Source organism: Aeromicrobium sp. EU05-FHT14F07 (assembly GCF_058790455.1).
Genome location: NZ_JBYTCR010000007.1, coordinates 75864 through 91962, shown reverse-complemented (window position 1 = coordinate 91962; position 16099 = coordinate 75864). Strand labels below are relative to the sequence as shown.

The 16099-nt window shown below is 72.6% G+C and carries 21 protein-coding genes; 11 read left to right on the top strand and 10 right to left on the bottom strand.

The features are described 5' to 3' along the window. Positions 1–29: 29 nt before the first annotated feature. On the top strand, positions 30–1082 hold the full coding sequence (gene curA, locus AC3WRM_RS08605) for an NADPH-dependent curcumin/dihydrocurcumin reductase (RefSeq protein ID WP_492247904.1): 1053 nt from the start codon (positions 30–32) through the stop codon (positions 1080–1082). Positions 1083–1167: 85 nt separating this feature from the next. On the opposite strand, the gene AC3WRM_RS08600 is transcribed toward curA, so the two are convergent. Next, positions 1168–2112, bottom strand: coding sequence for a lipid kinase (locus tag AC3WRM_RS08600; protein ID WP_492247905.1), 945 nt, complete (start codon positions 2110–2112; stop codon positions 1168–1170). A 150-nt stretch (positions 2113–2262) separates the two neighbouring features. Between AC3WRM_RS08600 and AC3WRM_RS08595 the strand changes: the two genes are divergently transcribed. From AC3WRM_RS08595 to AC3WRM_RS08575, 5 genes are all read left to right on the top strand, one after another. After that, positions 2263–2517 carry a GlsB/YeaQ/YmgE family stress response membrane protein gene (locus tag AC3WRM_RS08595; protein ID WP_067860972.1) on the top strand — a complete coding sequence of 85 codons (255 nt, stop codon included), beginning with the start codon at positions 2263–2265 and terminating at the stop codon, positions 2515–2517. 88 nt (positions 2518–2605) lie between these two features. Further along, positions 2606–3121: a DUF1697 domain-containing protein gene (locus AC3WRM_RS08590; RefSeq protein ID WP_492247906.1), complete on the top strand. Its 516-nt coding sequence runs from the start codon at positions 2606–2608 to the stop codon at positions 3119–3121. Between the two features lie 9 nt (positions 3122–3130). Further along, positions 3131–3976 (top strand): PhzF family phenazine biosynthesis protein, encoded by an 846-nt coding sequence (locus AC3WRM_RS08585; RefSeq protein WP_492247907.1) that lies wholly within the window; start codon positions 3131–3133, stop codon positions 3974–3976. A 47-nt stretch (positions 3977–4023) separates the two neighbouring features. Further along, a complete protein-coding gene (locus AC3WRM_RS08580) occupies positions 4024–4884 on the top strand; it encodes a nuclease-related domain-containing protein (protein WP_492247908.1) in 861 nt (286 codons plus the stop codon). Between the two features lie 24 nt (positions 4885–4908). Next, complete coding sequence (locus AC3WRM_RS08575; protein WP_492247909.1) at positions 4909–5520, top strand: Pr6Pr family membrane protein; 612 nt, start codon at positions 4909–4911, stop codon at positions 5518–5520. Positions 5521–5523: 3 nt separating this feature from the next. Here the strand turns inward: AC3WRM_RS08575 and AC3WRM_RS08570 are convergent, their stop codons facing one another. Further along, entirely contained in the window at positions 5524–6120 is a 597-nt protein-coding gene (locus AC3WRM_RS08570; RefSeq protein WP_492247910.1) for a TetR/AcrR family transcriptional regulator, read from the bottom strand. A 107-nt stretch (positions 6121–6227) separates the two neighbouring features. On the opposite strand from AC3WRM_RS08570, the gene AC3WRM_RS08565 reads away from it, so the two are divergent. Together AC3WRM_RS08565 and AC3WRM_RS08560 are read left to right on the top strand one after the other, a co-directional pair. Beyond that, positions 6228–7061: an NAD-dependent protein deacetylase gene (locus tag AC3WRM_RS08565; protein ID WP_492247911.1), complete on the top strand. Its 834-nt coding sequence runs from the start codon at positions 6228–6230 to the stop codon at positions 7059–7061. A 20-nt stretch (positions 7062–7081) separates the two neighbouring features. Then, positions 7082–7714 (top strand): DUF4389 domain-containing protein, encoded by a 633-nt coding sequence (locus AC3WRM_RS08560; RefSeq protein ID WP_492247912.1) that lies wholly within the window; start codon positions 7082–7084, stop codon positions 7712–7714. Here AC3WRM_RS08560 and AC3WRM_RS08555 read toward each other — a convergent pair. The 8 genes from AC3WRM_RS08555 to AC3WRM_RS08520 all read right to left on the bottom strand — a co-directional run bounded on the left by AC3WRM_RS08555 (position 7701) and on the right by AC3WRM_RS08520 (position 14858). Further along, a complete protein-coding gene (locus AC3WRM_RS08555; RefSeq protein WP_492247913.1) occupies positions 7701–8711 on the bottom strand; it encodes a class I mannose-6-phosphate isomerase in 1011 nt (336 codons plus the stop codon). The genes AC3WRM_RS08560 and AC3WRM_RS08555 overlap by 14 nt on opposite strands. 4 nt (positions 8712–8715) lie before the next feature. After that, complete coding sequence (serA, locus tag AC3WRM_RS08550; RefSeq protein ID WP_492247914.1) at positions 8716–9972, bottom strand: phosphoglycerate dehydrogenase; 1257 nt, start codon at positions 9970–9972, stop codon at positions 8716–8718. A 140-nt stretch (positions 9973–10112) separates the two neighbouring features. Next, positions 10113–10541: a PaaI family thioesterase gene (locus AC3WRM_RS08545; protein WP_492247915.1), complete on the bottom strand. Its 429-nt coding sequence runs from the start codon at positions 10539–10541 to the stop codon at positions 10113–10115. A 22-nt stretch (positions 10542–10563) separates the two neighbouring features. Next, complete coding sequence (locus AC3WRM_RS08540; protein WP_492247916.1) at positions 10564–11412, bottom strand: tetratricopeptide repeat protein; 849 nt, start codon at positions 11410–11412, stop codon at positions 10564–10566. A 1-nt stretch (position 11413) separates the two neighbouring features. After that, positions 11414–12652 carry an AAA family ATPase gene (locus tag AC3WRM_RS08535; protein ID WP_492247917.1) on the bottom strand — a complete coding sequence of 413 codons (1239 nt, stop codon included), beginning with the start codon at positions 12650–12652 and terminating at the stop codon, positions 11414–11416. Further along, complete coding sequence (locus AC3WRM_RS08530) at positions 12649–13515, bottom strand: tetratricopeptide repeat protein (protein ID WP_492247918.1); 867 nt, start codon at positions 13513–13515, stop codon at positions 12649–12651. The genes AC3WRM_RS08535 and AC3WRM_RS08530 overlap by 4 nt, the downstream gene beginning before the upstream one ends. Next, positions 13515–13961, bottom strand: a complete 447-nt coding sequence (locus AC3WRM_RS08525) for a hypothetical protein (RefSeq protein ID WP_492247919.1) — start codon at positions 13959–13961, stop codon at positions 13515–13517. The genes AC3WRM_RS08530 and AC3WRM_RS08525 overlap by 1 nt, the downstream gene beginning before the upstream one ends. A gap of 90 nt (positions 13962–14051) precedes the next feature. Further along, positions 14052–14858, bottom strand: coding sequence for an isocitrate lyase/PEP mutase family protein (locus AC3WRM_RS08520; protein ID WP_492247920.1), 807 nt, complete (start codon positions 14856–14858; stop codon positions 14052–14054). A gap of 123 nt (positions 14859–14981) precedes the next feature. Here AC3WRM_RS08520 and AC3WRM_RS08515 point away from each other — a divergent pair, with 123 nt between their 5' ends. The 3 genes from AC3WRM_RS08515 to AC3WRM_RS08505 are packed head-to-tail and all read left to right on the top strand — an operon-like array spanning position 14982 to position 16094. Beyond that, positions 14982–15542: a DUF305 domain-containing protein gene (locus tag AC3WRM_RS08515; RefSeq protein ID WP_492247921.1), complete on the top strand. Its 561-nt coding sequence runs from the start codon at positions 14982–14984 to the stop codon at positions 15540–15542. Continuing rightward, on the top strand, positions 15539–15847 hold the full coding sequence (locus AC3WRM_RS08510) for a metal-sensitive transcriptional regulator (RefSeq protein WP_067861021.1): 309 nt from the start codon (positions 15539–15541) through the stop codon (positions 15845–15847). Before AC3WRM_RS08515 ends, AC3WRM_RS08510 begins: the two co-directional genes overlap by 4 nt. Before the next feature lie 43 nt (positions 15848–15890). After that, positions 15891–16094, top strand: coding sequence for a heavy-metal-associated domain-containing protein (locus AC3WRM_RS08505; RefSeq protein WP_492247922.1), 204 nt, complete (start codon positions 15891–15893; stop codon positions 16092–16094). Positions 16095–16099: the final 5 nt, after the last annotated feature.

Here is a 16099-nt window from a genome sequence, read left to right as displayed (position 1 = left end):
ACCCCGCACCACGAGAGAGGGAGAACACCATGTCCACCACCCCCGGACAGACCACCCAGGTCCGTCTCGCCGCCTACCCGGACGGCGAGCCCCAGGACTCCGACTTCGAGATCGTCACCGTCGACCTGCCCGAGCTGCAGGACGGCCAGGTGCTCCTGCGCTCGATCTACCTGTCGCTCGACCCGTACATGCGCGGTCGCATGAGCCAGGCGAAGTCGTACGCCGCCCACCTCGAGCTCGGCGACGTCGTGCTCGGCGGCACCGTGTGCGAGGTCGTCGAGTCGCGCGCCGACCACCGCAAGCCCGGCGACATCGTGCTCGCCTTCATCGGCTGGCAGACGCACGCCGTCGTCGACGCACGCCAGATGAAGCGCCTCGACCCGACGGCTCCTCCTTTCGACACCGCCCCTGTCTCGACCGCCCTCGGCGTGCTCGGCATGCCCGGCTTCACCGCCTACGCGGGACTGCTGGAGATCGGCAAGCCCGCCGCGGGCGAGACCGTCGTCGTGGCCGCGGCCGCCGGCCCGGTCGGGTCGGCCGTCGGGCAGGTCGCCCGGCTCAAGGGTGCGCGTGCCGTCGGCATCGCGGGCGGCGAGGAGAAGGTGCGGCTCCTGCGCGAGCACTTCGGCTTCGACGTCGCTCTCGACCACCGCTCGCCGACGTTCGTCGACGACCTGAAGGCGGCCACTCCCGACGGCGTCGACGTCTACTTCGAGAACGTCGCCGGACCCGTCGGGGAAGCCGTGCTGCGTCGGATGAACACCTACGGCCGCGTGCCGGTGTGCGGTCTGGTCGCCAACTACAACCGCCCGGCCGAGTCCTCGTTCGGCTTCCCGGCGTTCATGGGCGCGGTGCTGGCGAAGAGCCTGACGGTCCGCGGCTTCATCCAGGACGAGTTCGTGCCCACCCACACCGAGGCGTTCACCCGCGAGATGGGCCAGTGGGTGGCGAACGGCGACGTCGCCTACCTCGAGGACGTCGTCGAGGGGCTCGAGAACGCCGTCGACGCCTTCCGCGGCCTCCTCACCGGCCGCAACGTCGGCAAGCTCCTCGTGAAGGTCGCCGACGACCCCACGACCTGACACCCTCCACCTCACCCCGTTCTGTGGACTTCGCGACGGTCCCCGCGCGAGAAACCGTCGCGAAGTCCACAGAACGCGGAGGGGGTCAGGCGGCTGCGTCGAGGCGGGCGGCGCGGTTGCCGCGGGGGACGGCGACGCGCAGGACGTTGCGCTCGACCGTGACCTCGGCGGGGGTGGTGGCGGCGATCTCGCCGTCGAGGTTCACCGGCAGGGGTACGTCGGTGACCATCCGCACCCTGCGGGTCGTCAGGTGGTGCACCCGCTCGTGCTCGACGAACCGGCCGCTCTTGAGCAGGCGTGCGATCGACACGTGGTCGGCGAGCCGGCCGCGCTCGATGGCGTAGACGTCGAGCAGGTGGTCGTCGAGCGACGCGTTCGGGGCGACGGTGTTGCCGCCGCCGTAGTGCCGCCCGTTGCCGACCGCCAGCTGGAGGAGGTCGGTCAGCTCGACCGGGTCGTGGTCGCCGTCGGGGAACTCCAGACGCGCCGCGAAGCCGCGGTGCTGCCGGAAGGCGCCGAGCGTCGCCACCGGGTACGCGACGGGTCCCAGACGTCGCTTCAGGCCCGGGGTGAGCCGCTCCGTGACGGCGACCGACAGCCCGATGGACGCGACGTTGACGAACGCGCGACCGTCGACGCGACCGAGGTCGACGTCGACCACCTCGCCGTCGAGCACGGACGCGACCGCGGCACCGACGTCGGCAGGGATCTCGAGGGTGCGGGCGAAGTCGTTGGCCGTGCCGAGCGGGAGGACCGCGAGCACCGTCGACGTCCCCGCGACGCGTGCGGCGGCGGCCGAGACGGTGCCGTCGCCGCCGCCGACCACGAGGAGGTCGGGCTCGTCGGCCGCGACCCGGTCGAGCGTCTCGACCAGCTCTGCACCCGAGTGGACGGCGTGCGCGCGCACGACGGCGTGGTCGCCGACGAGCCGGGTCGCACGCTCCAGCGCGGTCGAGCCCTGCCGGGCTCCCGTGTTGACCACGAGGTCGACGACGGCGTCCGGGCGGGCGAGGAGGGTGCTGAGGTCCATGCACCCCACGCTACGAGCCGACGATGAGCGGACGATGAGGTCAGGATGTGGATCCTCTCAGGGTCGATCTCGACATGCGAAATTCCTGAGAATCCCTAGCGTGGACGTGCCGGACGCACTCGGTCCGGTACCCAACCGAAAGGAACTGTCATGGGACTCATCACGCTTCTCATCGTCGGCCTCATCGCAGGTCTCCTGGCCCGCGCGATCGTCCCCGGCAACGACTCGATGGGCATTCTCGCCACCATCGTGCTCGGTGTCGTCGGCTCGTTCGTCGGCGGCATGATCGGCGCCCTGTTCTCCTCGCGGAGCGTGCTGGACTTCACCACCAGCGGCCTGATCCTGTCGATCGTCGGTGCCATCGTGGCGCTGCTGATCTACCGCCAGGTCCGCGCGCGCGCCTGACCCGCGACCTCGGGACCCCGCACCGTCCGACGGTGCGGGGTCTCGTCACGTGTGCGCTCCTGTCCGCGGCCGCTGCCATCCTGGGCCCATGAGAGTCCACCTCCTCCGCGCGGTCAACGTCGGCGGCGCGACACTGCCGATGGCCGAGCTGCGCGACCTCGCCACCGAGCTCGGTGCGAGCGACGTCCGCACGCACATCGCGTCCGGCAACCTGCTGTGCACTCCGCCCACCGAGCCCGCCGTGTTCGACCGCGACCTGGAGCAGGCGATCGAGGCGCGGTTCGGCTTCTTCCGGGAGGTCGTGTCGCGCTCGCCCGACGAGCTGCGCACCGCCCTGGCCGACCACCCGTTCGAGGTGGTCGAGCCCAAGCTCTCGCACGTCTACTTCCTGCTCGACGAGCCGACGTCCGACGCGGTCCGCGAGTTCGAGGCGGAGGACTGGCGTGGCGACGAGGTCCGGGTGCTGGGTCGCGACCTGCACGTCCGCTACCGCGACGGCGTGGCCGGCTCGCGGCTCACACCGGCTCGCGTGCGACGCCTCCTCGGTCACCACGGCACCGGACGCAACCTCACCACGGTGCAGAGGCTGATCGACCTCGCCTAGGGTCGGGGCATGCTGCCGTTCCACCAGGTGGACGTCTTCTCCGACACCCTCGGCCTGGGCAACCCCGTGGCCGTCGTGCACACTGCCGACGACCTCGACGACGCCACCATGGCCGCGTTCGCCCGCTGGACGAACCTCAGCGAGACCACGTTCCTGCTCGCCCCGACGGACCCGTCGGCCGACTACCGCGTCCGCATCTTCACGCCCGGTCGGGAGCTGCCGTTCGCCGGCCACCCGACGCTGGGCACGGCGCGCGCCTGGCTCGAGGCCGGGGGTGCACCGCGCTCCGACGACGCCCTGGTCCAGGAGTGCGGCGTCGGGCTCGTTCGGGTCCGCCGCGACGGCGAGAGGTTGGCGTTCGCCGCCCCGGACCGGGCCCGGTCCGGCCCCGTCGACCCGGGCGAGGTGCCCGCCGTCGTCGCGACGCTCGGGCTGCAGGCGTCCGACGTGGTGAGCGCGCACTGGTGCGACAACGGCCCGGGCTGGATGGGCCTGCTGCTGCGCGACGCCGACCTCGTGCTCGGGGTCGACGGCGCGCGCGCCCACCTGCTCGGCGCGTCCGGCGCGCACGACAAGGTCGGGCTGGCCGGGCTGCACGCCGACGGCTCCGACGTCCAGCTCGAGGTGCGCGCGTTCTTCCCGGGTGGTGTCGGCGAGGATCCCGTGACCGGCAGCCTCAACGCTGCGCTCGCCCAGTGGCTGGTGGCCGACGGCGTCCTGCCCGAGCACTACGTGGCCGCGCAAGGCACGTCCCTCGGCCGCCGCGGCCGGGTGCACGTCGACGTCGTCGACGACACCGTGTGGGTCGGCGGACACACGGTCGTCGGCGTGAGTGGCACGGTCGCCCTGTCCTAGGCACGAGCCCCTCGACGCGACGGCCCTGTGCCTGGTACCGATGAAGGATGGCGGGAGACTCGGCGCGGGAGCGAGCGCGCAGGACGCGGGAGAAGGCCGAGCGGCTGCAACGGTCTGCCGAGAAGTGGGAGAAGGGCGCCGAGGGGGAGGCCCGGACCGCAGAGGTCCTGGCGGCGGGGCTCGGCCCAGGCTGGACGGTGCTGCACGACGTCCGCTGGCCCGGTCGCCAGCGCGCGAACGTCGACCACGTCGCCGTCGGGCCGACGGGCATCTTCGTCATCGACTCCAAGAACTGGTCCGGTCGCATCGCGCTCGCCGACGGGGTACTTCTGCAGAACGGACGGCGCCGTCAGTGGGCGGTCGACGGGTGCGCCGACGCCGCATCGGCCGTCGCGCTGCGGCTTCCCGACCTGACCGCGCAGGTCGAGCCCGTCCTGTGCTTCACGCGCGACGACCCGATGCACGAACGCAGTCGCGGCGTGCTGCTCTGCTCGACGGCGACGCTGATCGAGCTGCTCACCTCGCGACCGACGGTCTGGGACGCCCACGACGTGCGCCAGGTCGTCGACCGGGTCCGTTCGTTGGAGATCGTCGAGACGGAGGTCCCCGTCAAGGACTCGCGGCGACGACGAGCCGCCGCAGCCACCCAGGCTCCGCAGCGCCAGCGCGAGCCCCTGCCCCCCTCCCGGACCCAGCCGCAGCGGCGGCGTCGACGCGCCTGGGTGGCACGGGCCGTGGTGGGCCTCCTGGCCTGGCTCGTCCTCTGCTCCGTCGCGTTCCAGACCCTGAGCCCCTTCGCTCGAGAGGCCGACGCACCCGAGCTCCTGTTCGTCGTCTACCTGCTTCTGGCTCTGGCGATCGTCTCGGCGTTGGTACCCAGACGGCGTCGGCGACGGCGACCGCGCTGACCCTCGCGGGACTAGCGTGATCCCGTGACTCGCACCTGGCACGCCCTGACCGCCGCCGTCGCGCTCGTCGCTCTCGTCGGGCAGACGGTCGTGTCGGCCCGACGCGGCGACGACCTGGTCAACCTCTTCAGCTACTTCACGATCGAGTCGAACATCCTCGTCGTCGTCACGTGCACCATGCTCGCGCTGCGTCCGGACCGGGGTGGGCGGACCTTCGGGATGCTGCGACTCGCCAGCCTGACCGGCATCGCCGTGACCGGCATCGTCTACGCCACCGTGCTGGCGGGCGACGTCGACCTCTCCGGCGCCGAGTGGTGGTTCGACAAGGCGTTCCACTACGTCGTCCCGCTGCTGACCGTGGTCGGCTTCGTCCTCCTGCGCCCCCGCACGCACCTCGGGTGGTCGGCGCTCGGCGGTCTCGCGTTCCCGGTCCTGTGGCTCGCGTACACGCTCACCCGGGCCGAGGTGGTGCGCCCGACCTTCACGCTCACCCCGACGACCACCGGACCCGTGCCCTACGGGTTCCTCGACGCCGGCGAGCTCGGTGCCGGCACCGTCGCCGTCACGTGCGTCGTGCTCACCCTCGTGTTCGTCGCCCTCGGGTCGCTCGCCATCGGGTGGAGCCGTCGCGGCTGAGGCTCAGGGCCGGCGCGGCGGCGCGGCGAGCTCGCGCAACGCGTGCTTCCACGCCTCCACCACCGTCGAGGTGCCGGCGCGCGACCGCAGGATGCCGGCGAGGTGGGCACCGGTCAGGAGGTTGATCGTGAACTGCACCAGGATCGGCGCGCGCGGGTGGGACGGTCCCACCAGGCGCACGACGCTGCGGTGCACAGTGTCATGGATGCGCTCCTGCATCGGCAGCAGCGACTCCCTCAGGTCGTCGTCGGTGCGCGCGGCCACCCACAGCTCCAGCAGCACCGCGAAGGCGGGCGAGCGGAGCTCCGACCACACCAGGTCGACGACGTCGTTCCACCCGGCCGGCGCCGACGCGTCGTCGGCCGCGGCCGACAGCTTGAACCGTCGGTCCACGACGTCCTCGACCACGCCCGCCATCAGCAGGTCACGGGTCGGGAAGTGGTGCAGCAGCGTCCCTCGGGCGACGCCCGCGCGCTGCTGGACGTCGCCCACGGTCGCCGACCCGTAGCCGCCCTCGAGCAGGCTCTCGTAGGCCGCCTCGAGCAGTCGCTCGCGCGTGGCCACGGACCGCTGCTGCTGGGGTCTGCGAGCGGTCGACATGGCGGCGACCCTACCCGCGATGGGAGGACACGGCAGAGGGACTTGAGCATGGCGTCCGTACGTCCGCACGACCGGAAGGGTGCGCCACCGCGACCTACCCTGGACGGGTGAACAGCTCGAGGGCACCCAGCACCGCCGACGTGCACGGGCTCGCCGAGCTCCTCGACGGCCGACGGACGCTGGTGCTCACGGGCGCCGGGGTCTCCACCGACTCCGGCATCCCCGACTACCGGGGGCCCGACCGGCTCGTCGTGCCGACGCCCATGACCATCCAGCAGCTGCGCTCCGGCCCGGAGGCGGTGCAGCGCTACTGGGCGCGGGCCCACCTCGGCTGGTCGCGCATGGGCCACGCCGAGCCCAACGCGACACACCGTGCGCTCGTGCGGTGGGAGCGGGACGACCGGCTCGTCGGACTCATCACCCAGAACGTCGACGGGCTGCACGAGCGCGCCGGCCACCGCGACGTCGTCGACCTGCACGGGCGGGTCGACCGGGTGGTGTGCATGGACTGCGGCGACCGCACCCCCCGTGCGGCAGTGCAGGAGCGGCACGAGCGGCTGAACCCGGGCTGGAGCGCCCAGACGGTCGTGCACGGACCCGACGGTGACGTGCAGCTCGAGGACACCACCGCGTTCGTCGTGGCACCCTGCCTGGTCTGCGGCGGCCGCCTGCGTCCTGACGTCGTCTTCTTCGGCGACTCCGTGCCGAAGCCGCTCGTGGAGCACTGCTTCGCGCTGGTGGCCCGCGCCGACGCCCTGCTGGTGCTGGGCTCGAGCCTGCAGGTCATGAGCGGCCTGAGGTTCGTCCGCCGAGCCGCCTCCCTCGGCACACCGGTCGTGATCGTCAACCGCGGCCCGACCCGGGGCGATCACCTGGCCGACCTGAGGATCGATGCCGGATGTGCTGAGACGCTCGGCGCTCTCGCGGTACCGTTCGCCTGACCTCAGGAAAGGCCACACCCATGACCACCCTGCCCCCTCAGCCCGCCGCTGCGGCCGGGCCTCCGGCCCCCACGTACCCGGCCACCCTCACCTACGACCTGCCCGACCGCGTGGCGCGCTGGCGTCCGCTCCTGCACTGGCTGCTGCTCATCCCGCACCTCGTCGTGCTCGCCGTTCTCACCGTGCCCCTGGTCTTCGTGCTCATCGCCTCGTGGTTCTGCGGCGTGGTCCTGGGCAAGGTCCCGCGGCCGCTGCTCAACTACTCGGCCATGTACCTGCGCTACGACGCGAGCCTCAACGCCTTCCACTACTTCCTGCACGGCAGCTACCCGCCGTTCGCGTTCGCCGCGGACACGACGGACCCGGGCCGCGACCCGCGGGTGCGCTTCGACGTCGAGCCGCAGGTCGAGGGCCGGAGCCGGCTGACGATCTTCTTCCGCGCGATCATGGTGATCCCGCACTTCTTCGTGCTGTACTTCCTCGGCATCGCAGCGGCGGTGGTGACCTTCATCGGCTTCTTCGCCGTCCTCTTCACCGCCCACTGGCCGCGTGGACTACGCGAGTTCGTCGTCGGCTTTCTGCGGTGGAACCAGCGCGTGGGCGCGTACTACCTGCTGCTCACCGACGAGTACCCGCCGTTCAGCCTCGACTGACGCCCGGGCGGGCGACGAGCACGCGCACGTCGCCCGCCACGCGCCAGTCACCGAGTGCGGCGGGCACCGCGCACACCGCACCCCGCCGCACGTGGGTCGAGGAGGCGCCGCCGACGAGCGAGCCCGACCCGTCGAGCACCACGACGGCGGCGAACCCCGCATCGACCGTCGCACCGCTCGCGGCGAGGTCGAGCCGGAAGAACGGGTCCGCCTCGGCCGGAAGCAGCGAGGTGAGCCCGCTCGCCGACGCGTCGAGATCGGTCCAGGTGGAGAGCGCCGCGAGCCGCTCGGGGGTCGTCGCGTCGTGCCCCAGCGCCCGCATCGCGAGGTCGAACCCGAGTCCGAGGTGCGACTCGTCGCGCGTCGAGGTCGTGACCGACCACTCCAGGAGGATCGAGAAGTCGGTCGGTTCCTGCGCCTCGGCCACGAACACGCCCTCCCCGATCGCGTGCGGCGTGCCGGCGGGCACCAGGAACGCGTCGCCCCGACGGACCGGCAGCCGGTGCATGCGGTCGAGCATCCAGGCACCGTCCTGCTCGTCCCGCGCGCGGACGACGTCGGCGGGGTCGACCTGGTCGCGCCAGCCCAGGTGCACGGCCGCGCCGGGCGCGGCGTCGAGCACGAGCCAGGCCTCGGTCTTGCCGTACGGGCAGTCGAGGTGGGTCGCGGCGAACGCGCGGTCGGGATGCACGTGGACCGGCAGCCGTTGGCCCGCGTCGAGCAGCTTCAGCAGCAGGCCGGTGTCGCCCGGCCAGGCTCCGGAACCCCCGGTCCAGTACGCCGGGTCTCCCGCCACGAGGTCACGCAGCACGGACCCGTCCTCGGTCGAGGACAGCCCGAGCGTGGGGTGGCCGTCGCGCGAGACCGTCGCGGCGACCCACTCCTCGGGCTGACGCGGCGACGTCGTCGCGACGCCGCGCAGGTCCGCGATCCGCTGACCGCCTCGGTAGAAGTGGTCGATCAGGTTGGGTCGCAGGCGGACCGGCGCGGCGGGCACGGGATCAGCTCAGCTGCCTCAGCCTGACCGTCTCGGGCAGGCCGGCCAGCTCCGTGAGCACGGCGGACGGGACGGCGTCGGCGACGTCGGTGACGACGTAGCCCAGCGGGCCGCGCGTCGCGAGCGACTGCGCCTCGATGTTCACGTCGTGCTCGCCCAGGAGACCGTTGATCCGCGCGAGGACGCCCGGGGCGTTCTCGTGCACGAGCGCCAGGCGGCAGCGGGTGTCGTCGGCCGGGAGGTTCATCTCCGGGAAGTTGACGCTCAGCGACGTGCTGCCGAACGCCGCGTAGGAGCGCAGCTTGGAGGCGACGAAGCGACCGATGTCCTGCTGCGCCTCCTCGGTCGAGCCGCCCACGTGCGGGGTGAGGATGACGTTGGGGATGCCGCGCAGCTCGGACTCGAACGGGTCGCCCTGACGCTTCGGCTCCACGGGGAACACGTCGAGGGCGGCACCGGCGATGTGGCCCGACTCCAGGTGCGCGCGCAGGGCGCTCGTGTCGACCGCGATCCCGCGGCTGAGGTTGAGGAACAGGGCGCGCGGCTTCATGAGGCGCATCTGCTCGTCGCCGAAGAGTCCGGCGTTGCCGGGACGGCCGTCGACGTGCAGCGTGACGACGTCGGCCTCGGCCAGCAGCTCCTCCAGCGTCGAGCAGCGCTTGGCGTTGCCGAGGGCGAGCTTGTCGTCGATGTCGAAGAAGATCACCTTGAAGCCGAGCGCCTCGGCGACGACCGACAGCTGGCTGCCGATGTTGCCGTAGCCGACGATGCCGAGCGTGCGACCACGCACCTCGTGGCTGCCCGCGGCGGACTTGTTCCAGACGCCGCGGTGCATGTCGGTGGACTTCTCGTGCAGACGACGCGCGAGGGAGATGATCTCGGCGATCGCGAGCTCCACCACCGAGCGGGTGTTGGAGTAGGGGGCGTTGAAGACGGCGATGCCCCGCTGCGTCGTGGCCTCGAGGTCGATCTGGTTCGTGCCGATGCAGAACGCGCCGATGGCGATCAGGTCGGGGGCGGCGTCCAGCACGCGCGGCGTGATGTAGGTCGTGGAGCGGATGCCCAGCAGGTGCACGCCCTGGATGGCCTCGATCAGCTCGTCCTCGCCGAGCGCGCCGGCGTTGGTCTGCACGTCGTAGCCCTTGCCGCGCAGGAAGTCACGGCCGTCGGCGTGGATGTTCTCGAGCAGCAGCACCTTCACGTCGGCGTCGTCGAGCGTCGTGGGCGTCTGGGGAGCGAGTGCGTTCACGGTCATCATCATGGGGGATTCCTCCGGTCAGCGTGGTGGGGGCTGACGCGGGGCCCAGGCGAACGGTCCCTTGTCGGGTGGTGCAGTCGATGCGGTGCCGGGCTCCCTGGTGGATGTCCACCTCAACGCCAGTCGCGCCGACGTGGGCCAGTCTACCGGCTCGTCGTCCCCGTGAAGGCGGCGAGCGCCTCCGGCGGGACGGGCTGGTCGAGGTTCGCCAGGCGCACCTGGCCCTGGGCGACGAGCCTGCCGTCCTCGCCGACGGAGTCGAGGTGCCACAGCTGCTGGGTGCGACCGCGGTGGATCGGGGTGGCGGTGACCGTGATCGTGTCGCCGACCTTCGCCTGACGGATGAAGTCGGTCGAGTTGTTGGTCCCGACCACGACGCCCTTCTCCCCGAGCCAGATCTGCGCGGCGACGCTGGCCGTCGACTCGTGGACCGCGCAGTAGATGCCGCCGTGCGGGATGCCGAACGGCTGCAGGTGCCGCTCGGTGATCGTGAAGCGCACGACCACCTTGTCTGCCGTCAGCTCGACGTGCTCCACGCCGAGCACGCCGTCGAGTCCGGGAAGGTCGCTCATGGGCCGAGCCTAGACCTCGGCCTCAGTCGAGGACCCAGACGGCGACCGCGTGGGCCACGGCCAGCCACACGACCAGCACCAGCGACACCGCCAGCATCAGCCCGCCCACCACCGCGTCGCCGACGACGAAGACCCGCGCCGACACCCACAGCAGGACGAAGCAGCCGGCCGCGGCCCACCCCGGGTGCACGCGCAGCGCCGGGAGCAGGAGGCGTCCGGGGTAGCGGCTCAGCACGCCCGCCTGTCGAGCACGGGCGACGGTGCTTCGGGAACCGAAGTCGTCCAGCGCGGCGCGTCGGAGGTGGTCGACTCCTTGCGCGTCACCGGACCGAGCCGTCAGGTCGCCGAGCAGCGCGCGGGCCTGCGGGTCCGCAGGGTCGACCTCCAGCGCCTCCACGACGTGTCGCCGGGCGTCCTCGCGACGTCCGAACTCCAGGTGCCAGTGGGCGCGGAGGAGGGCGACCCGGCCCGAGCCCGGCGCGAGCGCGGCGAGGGCGTCGATCGCCCGGGCCGACTCGTCCTCGAACCGCCGGACGACGAGGTTCGCCGCCAGCTGGGCCCGGACCTCGACGTCCTCGGGTGCGTCGGCGGCGGCCGACGCGAGCACCTCGGCCGCCGCCCTCAGGCGACCGCGACCAGTGAGGACGTGGGCGAGCACGCGGCGCAGCTCGACCGACCCGGGGTCGCCCGCGAGGCCGGACCGGGCGACGGACTCCGCGTCGTCCCAGCGCTCGAGCCGTGAGAGCGCCCACGCCCGCAGCAGCAGCACCTGCGGGTCGGTCGGGTCCGCGCCGTCGAGGACCTCGAGGCAGCGGTCGGGCCGGTCGGTCTGCAGCCAGTGCCGCGCGAGGCTGACGGTGCGCTCGTCCACGTCAGCGACCCGTGAGCCGCCGCCGCACGGCACGCTGGCCGAGGTAGGACTCGACGTCCGCCCACTGACCACTCGCGTTGGAGAACTCGACGTAGTCGCGGGCCCGGGCCAGCCAGTCCAGCGCCGACGGGGTCACCTGGGCGAGCGCGGCGGTCAGGTGCTGCTGACCGACGGGGATCTCCTCGCCGGTGTCGAGCACCGTCTCGATCACCTCGTCGAGGGCACGCTCGACGGTGGCCCGCAGGTCGGCGCCGGTGAACAGCTCGGTCGCCCGCGCGAGCGCGCGCAGGTCCACGCCGGACGTCTCCACGCCCCGCAGCCTGACGTCGAGGATCGCCTGGCGAGCCGCCTCGTCGGGCGGCGGCACGAAGACGCGGCGGTCGAAGCGTCCGGGCCGCAGCAGCGCGCTGTCGACGTCCCAGGGAGCGTTGCTCGCCGCCAGCACCAGGAGGCCCTCGGTCGACCGGCCGACGCCGTCGAGCTCCTGCAGGAGGGCGTTGGTGAGCCGACGGCCCATCTCGCCCTGCGCCCGCTGACGCGCGTACCCGATCGCGTCGATCTCGTCGATGAACACGACAGCCGGCCGCAGGTCGCGCGCCTGCGCGAAGATCTCGGACACGTTCAGCTCGGCCTGGCCCTGGAACGGCGAGACCACGTCGTCGATGCCGACCGAGAAGAACGGGAGGCCGCACTCCCCCGCGATGGCCCGGGCGAGCAGCGTCTTCCCGCAGCCCGGGGGCCCGTAGAGGAGCACACCGCCGCCGGCGCTGCGGTTGTACTTCGCGTACAGCTCCGGTCGCACGAACGGCAGGATGATCATGCGGTGCAGCAGCTTCTTGACGTCGTCCATGCCGCCGACCTCGGCGAAGGTCAGGCCGACCTCCTCGGCCAGGCTCGGCGCCGTGTCGGGACCGGCGTCCAGCGCGACGCCCCGTCGCGCGATCGCCTGCTGCAGCGACGCCTCCAGCTCGGCCAGGCCCTCGACCAGACCGCCACCACGGGCCACCTCGAGAGCGCCGCGCGCCACGTCGAGCCGGTCGACGTCGAGGGCGCGCCGGGTCAGCACGAGGGCGTCCTCGGGTCCGAGGTCGCCGGCCGACAGGAGGCCGGCCTGCAGCATGACCGCCTCGTCGACGCGTCCCGCGTCGACGAGCAGGTCGGCGAGGAGCCCCACCAGCGCGACGTTGGTCGGGTCGGCCGCGACAGCGGCCTGCAGCGCGTCGATCCTCGGGTCGGTCATCGGTTCCTCCTGCTAGCAGCGCGACTGACGAGCACGGCGATCCAGAACCATGCGACGAAGACCAGGAAGGCCGCGAGGAGCACCGCACCGGCCGCCTGCGTGGGACGGTAGCCGAGCAGGAGGGCCGCGGCCAGGACGACACCGAGCTGGGCAGGCACGACGAGCGCGTCGGGCACGCGCCGGACGAGCCGCAACGGCCAGGCGAACCAGCGCGCCTCGCGGCCGACGTCCCGCGCTCCGGTCGCGAGCTCGCGGTCGTCCAGGTTGCTGAGCGCAGCACTGCGCAGACGGGGTGCCGCCTGCCTGCTGAGGCCCCGCTCGTGCTCCAGCGCGCCCAGCAGCCAGAGGGCGTCCGCACGCGTGGGGTCCTGGGCGAGCACCCCGCGGACCACCTCGACGGCGTCCGCGTCGCGCCGCCGGACCATCAGCAGGCGTGCCCGGACCATCTCGACCTCGGGCGAGCCGGGCGCCTCCGCCGCAGCACGCGTGAGCACCCGCTCGGCCTCGTCGGGATGTCCGTGGCGCAGCAGCAGCGACGCGTAGCCGGTCAGCAGGACGACGTGGCGAGGCTGCGCCTCGAGGCACGCGAGGAGGAGGCGCTCGGCCTGCGCGACGTCGCCCAGCTGCTCGACGGCGACGGCGCGCTGGAAGCGCAGCTCCAGGTCGTCGGGGGCGAGGGCCAGACCACGGGACGTCACGTCGACGCACTCCTGCCACCGCTCGAGCTGGCGCAGCGCCATGGCCTGGAGGGCGAGAGCGCGCGGGTCCGGTTCGGCACCCGCCTGCGCGAGCTCCTCGAGGCAGCGCTCGGGGCGGCCGACCTCGAGCCAGTGCTCGGCGCGCGTCAGCGCGGAGTCGCTCATCACAGGGTGTCCCGGATGCCCGGGACGGACAGACCGATCACCGCCGACGCCAGGAGGCCGGCGATCGTCACCGCGACGCCCACCCCCCAGAACGACGCCACGTCGTCGCCGCGGGCCTGCCAGGCGCGGAACGGTCGCAGCAGCAGCGGCAGCTGGCCGGCGAAGGCGGCCAGCCCGCCCACGCGGAACGACACGGCATTGCTGAGCGTCGTCCCCAGGGCGAGGGCAACGCCCAGCGCCACCCCGACGACCCCGATCCCGACGACGGCGGCCTGGACGGCAGGCGACACCCGCAGCCGGCGCGCGATCGCCAGCATGCCGAGCGTCGTGCCGACGCTGCCGCCGACGATGGCCGGGAACACCCCGGAGAACACGTTGTAGGAGGGCTCGACCGGCTGGTAGTCCTGCAGGACCGGGCGGAACGGACCATCGACGGCGTCGGGCATGGGGTCATTCCACCACGCCGGCACGGCCGGACAGGGTCGCTCGCCGCCCGAGCGCACGACGGTCCTCCCCCTGCTTCCTCTCGCTGGGCGCTAGAAGAGCGAGTTCAGCTCGCCGTAGTCGAGACCACGAGCCAGGGACTCGTACGTGCCAGCATCGAACAGCTCCGTGGCCGTTCGCCGGGCAACGGCGTAGGCGGCTTGCGCCACGCTCGAGCCGACGCTCACGCGCGCCGCTCCCAGCCGTGAGAGCTCCGCGACGGTCAGGTCACCGGGTCCGGACATCACGTTGAGCGGGCCGGCTACTGCCTCCGCCAACGCCGCGACGGTCTCGCGGTCGCCGACTCCTGGGACGAAGACGCCGTCCGCTCCCGCGTCGAGGTAGCGGTGCGCCCGTTCGAGCGTCTCGGCGAGGAGGTCGTCGGGGGCGGTGAGGCCCCGGAGGTAGACATCGGTGCGCGCATTGATGAACAGCGGCACCCCCGCCCGGAGCGCTGAGCGCCGGGCGGCGCTGATGCGGTCCGCGAGCTCGTCCGGGCGAAGGGCGCCGTCCTCGATGTTGATCCCGACGGCACCGGCTTCGAGCACGGCGTCGACCGTTCGCTCCACGCCGTCCGCATCGGCTGCGTACCCGGCTTCGACGTCCACGGTGACCGGCACCGAGACCGCGCCCGTGATCCGAGAGACTGCTGCGACGGCGTCCGCGCGCTCCAGGGCGTTGCCGTCCGGACAGCCGAGCGCCCACGCGACACCGGCGCTGGTCGTCGCGACAGCCGATGCGCCGGCCTCCTCGACCAGTCGGGCGCTGGCGACGTCCCAGACGTTGGCGAGGACAAGTGGTCGGCTCGGGTCGGCGTGGAGGGCGTGGAAGGCTGCGGCCTGCTCGATCGTGGTGTTCACCGCGCCAGTCAAGCGGGCTCGGCTGCCTCCTTCCGGCGAGTTTCGGACGAGACAGGCACCGTCCGATGGTGGAGGTCCACGGGTACATGGGTTACCTATACCCCCTAGGGGTACACTGATTCCATGAGTCCTCGTCGCCTCCTCCTGACCCTGGCCGCCTCGGCCCTCGTGCTGGCCGGCTGCGGCTCGCCCAACACCAGCGACGAGGGGCACGACGGCGCCGACGTCACGTTCGCGCAGCAGATGATCCCGCACCACGAGCAGGCCGTGGAGATGAGCGACCTCGCGCTCGACCCCGCGCGTGGCGCCTCCGCCGAGGTCACCGACCTCGCCACCCGCATCCGCGCGGCCCAGAAGCCGGAGATCGAGGAGCTGACCCGCTTCCTCGAGGGCTGGGGCGAGGACGTGCCCAGCGAGCACGGTGACCACAGCGACCACGGCGGCGCCGGGCACGCGATGACCGGGATGATGAGCGAGGACCAGCTGTCGAGGCTCGCCGACTCCGACGGCGCGACCTTCGACCGGCTCTGGCTCGAGCTGATGGTCGAGCACCACGAGGGCGCCGTCGAGATGGCCCGGACCGAGCTCGCCGACGGCCAGGACTCGCGCGCGAAGGCGCTGGCGCGCGCCATCATCGACGCCCAGACCGCCGAGATCACCCAGATGAAGGGACTCCTCGGATGAGCGCCACGCACGAGCACCCCGAGGCGCCCGGCTACTCCGACGACAAGAAGGCGGTCCTCGCCCGACTGCGGCGCATCGAGGGCCAGGTCCGCGGCCTCACCCGCATGGTCGAGGACGACACCTACTGCATCGACGTGCTCACCCAGGTGAGTGCGACCACCAAGGCGCTCGAGGCGGTGGCGCTCAAGCTGCTCGACGAGCACCTCGCCCACTGCGTCGTCAACGCGGCGCGTGCGGGCGGGCCCGAGGCCGACGCGAAGGTCAAGGAGGCCTCCGACGCCATCGCCCGGCTCGTCCGCTCCTGACCCGACCCGAACCCGCCCGACCCGATCCCGAGAGGGGACCACCATGACCACCACCTACGACGTCACCGGCATGACCTGCGCCCACTGCGTCGCCGCCGTCACCGAGGAGCTCAGCGCCCTCGACGGCGTCACCGACGTCACCGTCGACCTCGTCGCCGGCGGCACCTCCCACGTCACCGTCACCGGCGACCCCTCGTCCGACGCGGTCCGTGAGGCCGTCGCCGAGGCGGGGTACGCCCTGGTCTGAGGGGA

Bases quoted from the DNA above. Each gene is read 5' to 3' on its own strand.
- AC3WRM_RS08515 (WP_492247921.1), top strand. From the start codon at position 14,982: ATGAGTCCTCGTCGCCTCCTCCTGACCCTGGCCGCCTCGGCCCTCGTG.
- AC3WRM_RS08580 (WP_492247908.1), top strand. From the start codon at position 4,024: ATGGCGGGAGACTCGGCGCGGGAGCGAGCGCGCAGGACGCGGGAGAAG.
- AC3WRM_RS08545 (WP_492247915.1), bottom strand. From the start codon at position 10,541: ATGAGCGACCTTCCCGGACTCGACGGCGTGCTCGGCGTGGAGCACGTC.
- AC3WRM_RS08505 (WP_492247922.1), top strand. From the start codon at position 15,891: ATGACCACCACCTACGACGTCACCGGCATGACCTGCGCCCACTGCGTC.
- AC3WRM_RS08590 (WP_492247906.1), top strand. From the start codon at position 2,606: ATGAGAGTCCACCTCCTCCGCGCGGTCAACGTCGGCGGCGCGACACTG.
- AC3WRM_RS08585 (WP_492247907.1), top strand. From the start codon at position 3,131: ATGCTGCCGTTCCACCAGGTGGACGTCTTCTCCGACACCCTCGGCCTG.
- AC3WRM_RS08560 (WP_492247912.1), top strand. From the start codon at position 7,082: ATGACCACCCTGCCCCCTCAGCCCGCCGCTGCGGCCGGGCCTCCGGCC.
- AC3WRM_RS08510 (WP_067861021.1), top strand. From the start codon at position 15,539: ATGAGCGCCACGCACGAGCACCCCGAGGCGCCCGGCTACTCCGACGAC.
- serA (WP_492247914.1), bottom strand. From the start codon at position 9,972: ATGATGATGACCGTGAACGCACTCGCTCCCCAGACGCCCACGACGCTC.
- AC3WRM_RS08600 (WP_492247905.1), bottom strand. From the start codon at position 2,112: ATGGACCTCAGCACCCTCCTCGCCCGCCCGGACGCCGTCGTCGACCTC.
- AC3WRM_RS08570 (WP_492247910.1), bottom strand. From the start codon at position 6,120: ATGTCGACCGCTCGCAGACCCCAGCAGCAGCGGTCCGTGGCCACGCGC.
- AC3WRM_RS08535 (WP_492247917.1), bottom strand. From the start codon at position 12,652: ATGACCGACCCGAGGATCGACGCGCTGCAGGCCGCTGTCGCGGCCGAC.
- curA (WP_492247904.1), top strand. From the start codon at position 30: ATGTCCACCACCCCCGGACAGACCACCCAGGTCCGTCTCGCCGCCTAC.
- AC3WRM_RS08595 (WP_067860972.1), top strand. From the start codon at position 2,263: ATGGGACTCATCACGCTTCTCATCGTCGGCCTCATCGCAGGTCTCCTG.
- AC3WRM_RS08525 (WP_492247919.1), bottom strand. From the start codon at position 13,961: ATGCCCGACGCCGTCGATGGTCCGTTCCGCCCGGTCCTGCAGGACTAC.
- AC3WRM_RS08530 (WP_492247918.1), bottom strand. From the start codon at position 13,515: ATGAGCGACTCCGCGCTGACGCGCGCCGAGCACTGGCTCGAGGTCGGC.